5 protein-coding genes are annotated in these 7,992 nt (G+C 41.6%); 2 read left to right on the top strand and 3 right to left on the bottom strand.

All coding sequences use genetic code 11. The features are described 5' to 3' along the window. Positions 1-226 precede the first annotated feature (226 nt). Positions 227-1,810, bottom strand: a complete 1,584-nt coding sequence (locus BKK50_RS10265) for a peptide ABC transporter substrate-binding protein (RefSeq protein ID WP_077417764.1) — start codon at positions 1,808-1,810, stop codon at positions 227-229. Beyond that, complete coding sequence (locus BKK50_RS10260; RefSeq protein ID WP_077417762.1) at positions 1,803-2,195, bottom strand: YbaN family protein; 393 nt, start codon at positions 2,193-2,195, stop codon at positions 1,803-1,805. The genes BKK50_RS10265 and BKK50_RS10260 overlap by 8 nt, the downstream gene beginning before the upstream one ends. Before the next feature lie 115 nt (positions 2,196-2,310). Here BKK50_RS10260 and prlC point away from each other — a divergent pair, with 115 nt between their 5' ends. Next, a complete protein-coding gene (gene prlC, locus BKK50_RS10255) occupies positions 2,311-4,350 on the top strand; it encodes an oligopeptidase A (RefSeq protein ID WP_077417760.1) in 2,040 nt (679 codons plus the stop codon). A 176-nt stretch (positions 4,351-4,526) separates the two neighbouring features. Here the strand turns inward: prlC and fabB are convergent, their stop codons facing one another. Further along, entirely contained in the window at positions 4,527-5,747 is a 1,221-nt protein-coding gene (gene fabB, locus BKK50_RS10250) for a beta-ketoacyl-ACP synthase I (protein ID WP_077417758.1), read from the bottom strand. A gap of 186 nt (positions 5,748-5,933) precedes the next feature. Here fabB and mnmC point away from each other — a divergent pair, with 186 nt between their 5' ends. Further along, complete coding sequence (gene mnmC, locus BKK50_RS10245) at positions 5,934-7,943, top strand: bifunctional tRNA (5-methylaminomethyl-2-thiouridine)(34)-methyltransferase MnmC2/FAD-dependent 5-carboxymethylaminomethyl-2-thiouridine(34) oxidoreductase MnmC1 (protein ID WP_077417756.1); 2,010 nt, start codon at positions 5,934-5,936, stop codon at positions 7,941-7,943. The last annotated feature ends 49 nt before the right edge of the window (positions 7,944-7,992 follow it).

Genomic DNA, 7,992 nt, shown 5'->3' with positions numbered 1-7,992 from the left:
ATAATGCAAAGCCTTTTTAATAGAATATGAAGGCATTTTTATGAAAAAAGCGGTATTATGTAGCAGTTGCACAACGTTGTTTTTTGTTATCTTGTAGGGACACACTGCGTGTGTCCGAATTTTAACCTATTGAAATAATTTGATTTTATAACGGACACACGCAGTGTGTCCCTACGTTTTGGTTAAAATTTCTGTTTTGTGCATTTGCTACATAATACCGCACGTTTTACTCTACTTTAACGCCTTGTACTATCTCTACTTTTCGCCATAAATCCTTACTATAAATCGCCCCAATGGGATTCTTTTTCACGCCCATGACAGAAGGGGTAATATAAACCGGTGTCGTATATTGAAAAAGCGGGAGGAGTAAATTTTCTTGCTGAATAATCTCGCTCAATTTTAAGTTGATTTCTGACCGCTCTTTTTCTGATGTACTTTTCAATGCCTGTTCAAAAAGCCGATCATAGTTTGCATTGCTATAACCACTCTTGTTGTCCGGACTTTTTGAATAAAATAAACCTAAAAATGCCATTGGATGATTAAAATCCCCACACCAGCCGGAACGAATTAGCTGAAATTCCCCTTTCATCCGCTTTTCTTGCAATGCGTGCCAACTCATTTCTTGAGTATCAATACGCAATAAATCCGATGCCGATAACTGACGGGTTAAACGGTTCGCAATGTTTCGATGAACGAATGTATCATCATAGCTTATCTGCAAAACCAACGGCTGTTTTTCGGTAATACCTGCTTGCGTTAATAACGGCTCTGCCAATACAGGATCCCAATGTGAATCCTGCCCTTGTAACATTGCCTTTGGCAAAAAATAAGAACTCGGAATAGCATTTGGCATTTCGTTATTTGTGATACCGATGACGGAAATAAGAGAAGCAATCGCTTTACGAATTAAAGGATTCGCCAACTTAGGATCATACAAATTAAATTCGTAAAAATAGCCGCATAGTTGAGGAAAATATTGAATATTTTCCTGTGTTTGATGAGGAAACCATACTACATCCAGTGATGACAATGGCGTGTGATGATTGTAAGGCACATAATCTACTTTTTTAAATGATACCGACTCTTTTTGCCAATACTGTGAATTTTTTACTAAATGCACCCCATTTTTATCACGTGAGAGAAGACGGTAAGCGCCATTTGATACCCATACATCAGCTTCACGATATTGTGGTAACAACGCAATATGGGTTAACATTTCCGGTAAATAAGGCGTGGGTTTATCGAGTGTAATCAACAAAGTGCGGTCATTTTTCGCAACAATTCCAAGGCTTTCTAGTGGTAATTTTTTCTCTAATACCGACTTTGCCTCTTTCAAATTTAAATACAATAAATAGGATTTTAGTGGGCTTTCAGACTGAGAAAGCGCCTGCCAAGAGAGGACAAAATCTTGTGCCGTTAAAGGTGCCCCGTTCGACCACCTTAGCCCTTCACGCAAAACAAATGTCCAATGTTGATTGTCCTTTGTTTGCCAACTTTCCGCCGCCCCCGGCACAATATTGCCTTGAGCATCATAGGCGGTAAGCCCTTCAAAAAGATCACGAATGAGAGAAGTTTGCTCTGTTTCCGTAACTTGCCAAGGTTCCAAAACCAGTGGCGATGTCATTCCCCGGGTTAATTTTTCACGATCATATTGTGGCATTTTTTGCAGATTTTGATCTTCCGTTAAAACAGAAGAAGGGAAGGGCATTTGAGAAGAGGTTGGGCTATTGAATTCATCGCAGCCATTCAACACCAAAACCGTGATAAAAACCACCGCACTTTTTAACCCCGATACTAACCTATTACACATTTTTATTTTTCTCTTTTATCTCGACAGGTTCTTCGGTTTTGACCCAAAATAAGAAAAACCAATATTTGATGATAATCAGTAAGGCAATCACCGTCCGCCCCATCACACTCGGGGTAAAATAAAAACCCAGCAATAAAATACCGGTGGCAAAGCCTAAAATCGACCGTTTTGCTTTTTTCGTCATCGCTCGGCGCTCATTAAAAGATTTCAAATATTTTTGATAGAGCGTTGTACTCAAAAACCAGCTTTCTAAGGTTTTCGATCCTTTAGTGAAGAAAAATAAGGTCAATAATAAAAAGGGCGTGGTAGGCAAAATAGGAAGGAAAATACCAATAATACCGAGCGTTAAAGAAAGAAAACCGAATAGAATATAAATATATTTCATAAAATACCTAAAGAACCCAAATGCGAACCATTATTGCTGATTTTTTAGATTTTTCAACCTTGATATTATAGAATCTGCCGTCACATAAGGAACAGTTTTTAAAAAGGAAATCATTATGTCAAACCCATTACTTAACATCCAAGGCTTACCGCCTTTTTCACAAATCAAACCCGAACATATCCAACCCGCTGTTGAAAAACACATTCAAGATTGCCGTGATACGATAGAAGAAGTCTTAAATCAACCGCACTTTACTTGGGACAATTTCATTTTACCTTTAACGGAAGTAAGCGATTGTCTAAGCCGTGCTTGGTCGCCGGTTTCTCATTTAAATTCCGTCAAAAACAACCCTGAGCTACGGGACGCTTATCAAGCTTGCCTGCCTCTACTTTCCGAATACAGCACTTGGGTTGGGCAACATAAAGGGCTTTACAATGCTTACCTCGCTCTCAAAAATAGCCCTGAGTTTGCCAATTACAACGTGGCACAGAAAAAAGCCATTGAAAATGCCTTACGGGATTTCGATCTTTCCGGCATTGGCTTACCTGAAGACAAACAAAAACGCTATGGCGAAATTTCAGCAAGATTATCGGAACTCAGCTCACAATTTAGCAATAATGTGTTGGATGCCACAATGGGCTGGGAAAAACTGATCGAAGATGAAGCAGAATTGAGAGGACTTCCCGAATCCGCATTACAAGCGGCAAAACAATCAGCTGAAAGCAAAGGGTTGAAGGGCTATCGTTTTACCCTTGAAATTCCAAGCTATTTACCTGTTATGACTTATTGTGAAAACCAAGCATTGCGTGAAGAAATGTATCGTGCTTATGTCACCCGTGCATCAGAGCAAGGTACTAATGCCGGTAAATGGGATAACAGTAAGATCATGGAAGAAATTCTCAGCCTGCGTGTAGAATTAGCAAAATTACTTGGCTTTACCACTTATACCGAACTCTCCCTTGCCACCAAAATGGCAGAAAATCCGCAACAAGTGTTAGATTTCTTAGATAATTTGGCAAAACGGGCTAAACCACAGGGTGAAAAAGAATTGGCGGAGCTTAACGCCTATTGTGAACAAGCGTTTGGCGTCACCAACCTTAAACCTTGGGACATTGCTTTTTACAGTGAAAAACAAAAGCAACATCTCTATGCCATCAATGATGAGGAATTACGCCCTTACTTCCCTGAAGATCGTGTGCTATCCGGTTTATTTGAACTGATTAAACGTATTTTCAATATTCGTGCGGTAGAACGTTTTGATGTGGATACTTGGCACAAAGATGTGCGTTTCTTTGATCTTATTGATGAAAAAGATCAGCACCGTGGCAGTTTTTATCTCGATCTCTATGCCCGTGAGAATAAACGAGGCGGCGCATGGATGGATGATTGCATTGGTCGAAAACGTAAAGCTGACGGCACAATTCAAACACCGGTGGCCTATTTAACCTGTAATTTCAATGCGCCTATCGGTGATAAACCTGCATTGTTTACCCACGATGAAGTGACCACCCTTTTCCACGAATTCGGACACGGTATTCATCATATGTTGACACAAATTGATGTGTCTGATGTCGCGGGGATTAACGGTGTGCCTTGGGATGCAGTGGAATTGCCAAGTCAATTTATGGAAAACTGGTGTTGGGAAGAAGAGGCATTGGCATTTATTTCCGGTCATTATGAAACGGGCGAGCCTTTGCCAAAAGCAAAATTAGCTCAATTATTGAAAGCGAAAAATTTCCAAGCGGCTATGTTTGTCTTACGTCAATTAGAATTTGGCATTTTCGATTTCCGCTTGCACCATACCTTTGATCCGGAAAAAATCAATCAAATTCTTGATACCCTCAATGCGGTGAAATCACAAGTTGCCGTGATAAAAGGTGTGGATTGGGCAAGAACCCCTCATAGCTTCAGCCATATTTTTGCAGGAGGTTATGCAGCCGGCTATTACAGCTACTTATGGGCAGAAGTACTCTCTGCCGATGCTTACTCACGCTTTGAAGAAGAAGGGATTTTTAACCCAATTACCGGAAAATCTTTCCTTGATGAAATCTTAACCCGTGGCGGTTCAGAAGAACCAATGGAACTATTCAAACGTTTCCGTGGACGTGAGCCACAGTTAGATGCCCTGTTAAGACATAAAGGTATCGCCAATTAATCATAACCAAAAGCCCTGAAAATTCAGGGCTTTTTTATAGGTAAAGTGCGGTCATTTTTCAAAGAGATTTGTCAATTCCGCTTTTTTGAATTCTAATTGGTATGTTTTAAATTCAATATATAAAAAAATCGCACGTTTAACTAACGTGCGATTTTTCTTATTTCATCCAGTTTGGACTAACCATTGTAACGTTTAAAAATTAACGTGGCATTCGTTCCACCAAAACCGAAGCTGTTTGACATCACCGTTTGCAAGCCGGCATTTTCTTTGGTTTCTGTCACGATATTGCAACCTTCCGCTGCTTCATCCAAGGTTTCAATGTTAATGCTTGGTGCGATAAAATCATTATCCAGCATTAATAAGGTATAAATGGCTTCGTGTGCGCCCGCTGCGCCTAAAGAGTGACCGGTCATAGATTTGGTCGATGAAATTGCCGGCACATTAGCACCAAAGACATTTTTGATTGCGCCCAATTCTTTCACATCCCCAACCGGTGTTGAAGTGCCGTGAACATTAATATAATCAATTGGTGTATCCACGGTTGCCATGGCTTGTTTCATACAACGTTCTGCCCCTTCACCGCTTGGTGCCACCATATCATAGCCGTCAGAGGTCGCCCCATAGCCCACGATTTCCGCATAAATTTTTGCACCACGGGCAAGAGCGTATTCCAATTCTTCAACAACGACCACTGCGCCACCACCGGCAATCACGAAACCATCACGGTTTGCATCGTAAGCACGGGAAGCTTTTTCCGGTGTATCATTATATTTTGTGGAAACCGCACCCATCGCATCAAATTCTGTGGCACATTCCCAAGATAATTCTTCTGCGCCCCCGGCAAAGACAATGTCTTGTTTGCCTAATTGAATTAATTCTAAAGCATGACCAATACAATGGGCAGAAGTGGCACAAGCAGAACTGATGGAATAGTTTACACCACGGATTTTATAAGGTGTGGCAAGACAGGCTGAAACACTGGATGCCATGGTTTTGGTTACCGCATAAGGACCAATGGCTTTGACACCACGAGGTCCACGCACCGCATCACAAGCCACCAACTGGTTATGCGCAGAGCCTGTGCCTGCACCAATCACCAACCCGGTGCGATCATTGGACACTTGCTCTTCGGTTAACCCGGCATCTTCAATGGCTTCACGCATAGAAAGATAAGCATAAGCCGCCGCATCGCCCATAAAACGGTACACTTTACGATCAATATGTTCGCTTGGATCTAATTTAATCGTACCCGCAACATGGCTACGCATTTTCATTTCAACAAATTCAGGCACGACTTCAATACCCGACTTCCCTGCTTTTAGCGAGGCAAGCACTTCTTGTTTATTGTTACCGATACTGGAAATAATACCAAAGCCTGTAATAACAGCTCTTTTCATTGCTTCTTCCTTTTTGTTTCATATGTCAAAATAACGGCTCAAAACTACTACGAAATAAAAATATTTCAAGCAATTATTCATTTGTTCGACCAGTTAGAGGCGCCCCCCTATACCACCAACAAATTTCAATAAGCCGGAAAATTTCGTTATTATAAGTCAATTCGATCATGCAAGAAAGGAATAAAAATGTTCAATGTTCAGTATGCTGATATTCATTTTAATGAAGAAAATACGCCGATTTCCAATCAATTTGATGATGTTTATTTTTCCAATCAGGATGGATTAGCAGAAACCAATTATGTGTTTTTACAAGGCAATCAATTATGGGAACGTTGGCTTGCTTATGAAAACGCCCATTTTGTGATTGCAGAAACCGGCTTCGGTACGGGATTAAATTTTTTTGCCGTCACCACATTGTTTCGCCAATTTCGACATCAATTTCCACATGCACCTTTAAAACGGCTCTATTTTATTTCCTTTGAAAAATATCCCCTAAAACCGACCGCACTTCGGCAAGCGCATTTGGCTTATCCGCAATTTGCCGAACTCAGCCAACATTTACAACGCTATTGGCAATCACCAATTAAAGGCTGCCAACGCATTCACTTTGAAGAAACCACTCTTGATTTATGGTTTGGCGATGTGGCAGAAAATTTACCGCAACTTGGCGATTATATGAACGAACAGATTGATGCTTGGTTTTTAGACGGTTTCGCCCCCAGCAAAAACCCCGATATGTGGAACGAAAACCTGTATCACCTGATGTATCGTTTCAGCAAACCTCAAGGCACTTTTGCCACTTTCACGGCGGCAAGTGCGGTTAGAAAGGGGTTGGCATTAGCAGGTTTTGAGGTAACCAAACGTCAAGGATTTGGCAAAAAACGGGAATGTCTGAACGGGCAAAAAACACAGCCAAACTCGACCGCACTTTCCGCCCCTTGGTTTCAGCCTCAACCGGCAACGATGAAAAAACAAGATATTGCGATTATTGGTGGGGGGATTGCTTCACTTTGTACCGCCATTTCGCTGCTTCAACGTGGCGCCAATATCACCCTTTATTGTGAAGATGAACAACCAGCGCTGAATGCTTCCGGCAATAAACAAGGGGCATTTTATCCTCAACTGAGCGATGATAATCCCCTCACTATTCATTTTTATCTTCATGCCTTTTCCTATGGCAAACAATTACTTGATTGGGCAATAAAACAAGGGATTGAATTTGAACACGAGTTTTGTGGTGTGGCATTATGTGCCTATAACGAAAAAAGTGCGGTCAAATTGGAAAAAATTTCCCAATTAGGTTTACCAAAGGAAATTTTTGAAATGCTGGATGCTAAAGCCTTAAGCGAAAAGGTCGGCTTGCCCCTTGATTGTGGCGGTGGATTTCTTTCCCAAGGGGCTTGGCTTGCTCCCCGACAATTTGTGCAAAACGCCTTTTCATTACTTGAAAAATGCGGGGTAAAAATCAAAACATCGCAAAAAATTACCGCACTTTCCCCCACCCACTCCGGCTGGCAACTATATCGTTCCTCAAAAGACAGTACAGAACACGAGGTGGTGATCCTCGCCAACGGCTATAAAATTACTGATTTTAGTCAAACAGAAAAACTGCCTCTCTACCCCATTCGTGGGCAAGTGAGCCAAATCCCCACTTCCGAAAATTTACTGAAACTGAAATCCGTGCTTTGCTACGATGGCTATCTCACCCCCGCCGATCAAGCCAAAACCAGTCATTGTATTGGTGCAAGCCATATTCGGGATAATACAGATCGTCATTTTAGCGAACAAGAACAATGGGAAAATCAACTAAAACTTCAACAAAATATTGCACAACGTTGGACACAAGAGGTAGATACCTCAGGCAATCTTGCCCGAACAGGTATTCGCTGTTCCGTGCGGGATCTCGCCCCAATGGTAGGCAATGTTCCCCACTTCGCCCAACAATGTGAAGATTATCATAATCTGTTTAATCTCCGCCGCCGCCAACAACCCATTCCAAGTGCGGTCAATTTTCCCAATCTTTTTCTCTGTGCCGCCTTGGGATCACGTGGATTAACCTCCGCCCCTTTACTTGGTGAAACCTTGGTATCATTAATTTATGGTGAACCTTTGCCTTTAGGGGAAAATATTCTACAAAACCTCTCCGCCAACCGTGCTTGGGTGAGAAAATGGTTGAAGGGGGCGGAAGTGAAATAGCGCTCCCATAAACCTTTTTGTAACTTTTTTAATGTTTAAGCGTGGAGTG

It is taken from the genome of Rodentibacter rarus (genome assembly GCF_001998965.1).
Lineage (GTDB): Bacteria > Pseudomonadota > Gammaproteobacteria > Enterobacterales > Pasteurellaceae > Rodentibacter > Rodentibacter rarus.
This window is presented reverse-complemented; position numbering and strand designations above follow the sequence as displayed.